This window comes from uncultured Nostoc sp., from assembly GCF_964245445.1.
Lineage (GTDB): Bacteria > Cyanobacteriota > Cyanobacteriia > Cyanobacteriales > Nostocaceae > Nostoc.
On sequence record NZ_CAXTNE010000409.1, the window covers coordinates 2,901 to 5,173 of the forward strand.

The following is a 2,273-nucleotide window of genomic DNA, read 5'->3' on the forward strand; positions in this document are numbered from 1 at the left end:
AATGACCAATGACCAATGACCAATGACCAATGACCAATGACCAATGACCAATGACTAATGACCAATGACCAATCAGAGTTTATCTCAGAAATTATCCTTGGGTGCATATACGTTCCCAAATGAATGCGTTAAATTGTTAAATTGTGGGCGAAAAACAGAGGTTAGGAAGAAATGGGTGTTGATCCAACTGCTACATCTGAAGAGGTGGTACTACCGTCCAATGGACACAAAGAAGTGAAAAATCATAAGCAAAAAAAACTGTTACCACCTAGTCCTACCACAGGAGATTTACCTCGCTCCTGGAAAATTGAGGATAGCGAAGCATTATACCGCATTGAAGGTTGGGGACAACCTTATTTTTCCATTAGCGCTGCTGGTCATGTTACCGTCGCGCCCAAGGGCGATCGCGGGGGTTCTCTAAACTTGTTTGAATTGGTCAATGCCATGAAGCAGCGCAACTTGGGACTTCCTATGTTGATTCGCTTCTCCGATATTTTGGAAGACCGGATTGAGCGGTTGAATGCTTGTTTTGCCAAAGCGATCGCTCGTTATAATTACCCTGGCATCTACCGTGGCGTGTTTCCCGTCAAATGCAACCAAGAGCGGCATTTGATCGAGGATTTAGTGAAATTTGGCAAACCCCATCAATTTGGTTTAGAAGCCGGTTCCAAGCCAGAATTAATGATTGCTCTGGCTGTTTTGGATACACCAGGAGCGTTGTTAGTTTGCAACGGCTACAAAGACCGAGAATACATCGAAACGGCAATGTTAGCCCAGAGACTAGGGCAAACACCAATCATCGTCTTAGAACAGATTGAAGAAGTTGATTTGGTGATTGATGCCAATCGCCAGTTAGGTATTAAACCGATATTAGGTGTTCGTGCCAAACTCAGTACCCAAGGCATGGGACGTTGGGGAGCCTCTAGCGGCGATCGCGCTAAATTTGGTTTGACAATGCCTGAAGTAATCGAGGCTGTTGACAAGTTACGCGAAGCTAACCTGCTCGATTCTTTGCAGTTGATGCACTTCCACATCGGCTCACAAATCTCTGCCATTAATGTAATTAAAGATGCTATCCAAGAAGCCAGCCGCATTTATGTGGAATTGTCCATGCTGGGGGCGGATATGAAATACCTTGATGTTGGCGGCGGCTTGGGCGTAGATTATGATGGCTCCCAAACCAACTTCTATGCATCGAAAAATTACAACATGCAGAACTATGCCAACGACATCGTGGCAGAGTTAAAAGATACCTGTGCAGAGCGGCAGATTACCGTACCAACACTGATTAGCGAAAGTGGACGAGCGATCGCGTCCCATCAGTCGGTGCTGATTTTCGACGTTCTCAGTACTAGTGATGTCCCTCTCGACATCCCAGAACCTCCACAAGAGGGAGAATCCCCGATTATTAATTATCTTTGGGAAACTTACCAATCCATCAACCAAGAGAATTATCAGGAGTTCTACCACGACGCTGCACAATTCAAAGAAGAAGCCATCAGCCGTTTCAACTTAGGAATTTTACGCCTCAGAGAACGAGCTAAGGCCGAACGCCTCTACTGGGCTTGTTGCCAAAAAATTCTTACCATCACTAGACAGCAAGAATACGTACCTGATGAACTGGAAGACCTAGAGAAAATTATGGCTTCCATCTACTACGTCAACATGTCAGTGTTTCAATCAGCACCAGATTGCTGGGCGATCGATCAGCTATTCCCGATCATGCCAATTCACCGCTTGGATGAAGAACCAACGCGGCGGGGAATTTTGGCAGACCTCACCTGCGACAGTGATGGTAAAATCGACCGCTTTATAGACCTGCGCGATGTCAAATCGGTTTTAGAACTACACACCTACAAGCCTGGAGAACCCTATTATTTGGGAATGTTCTTGAATGGAGCTTACCAGGAAATCATGGGCAATTTGCACAACTTATTTGGGGATACTAACGCTGTTCATATCCAATTAACGCCCAAAGGCTACCAGATTGAACACGTTGTCAAAGGTGACACCATGAGCGAAGTGGTGAGCTATGTCCAGTATGACTCCGAAGATATGGTAGAAAACATTCGCCAGCGTTGCGAGAAAGCATTAGAAGAAAAGCGTATTACCCTAGCGGAATCTCAGCGACTGCTACAAACCTACGAGCAAAGTCTCAGAAGATATACTTATTTAAATAGTTAGGAATGGGAATTGGGCATTGGGAAGAGGAAAAGGGGACAAGGAGAAAGACTTGTTGCAAGTTCATCACAAGTCCCCTTGTCCCCCTGCCC

1 protein-coding gene is annotated in these 2,273 nt (G+C 45.4%); it reads left to right on the forward strand.

Annotated elements, in window-relative coordinates:
• Positions 1–171 precede the first annotated feature (171 nt).
• Positions 172–2,184 carry a biosynthetic arginine decarboxylase gene (gene speA / locus ACFE90_RS36135; RefSeq protein WP_375507059.1) on the forward strand — a complete coding sequence of 671 codons (2,013 nt, stop codon included), beginning with the start codon at positions 172–174 and terminating at the stop codon, positions 2,182–2,184.
• Positions 2,185–2,273 lie beyond the last annotated feature (89 nt).

What these genes read in the sequence shown, in the direction of transcription:
- speA (WP_375507059.1), top strand. Translation starts at nt 172, where the DNA reads ATGGGTGTTGATCCAACTGCTACATCTGAAGAGGTGGTACTACCGTCC.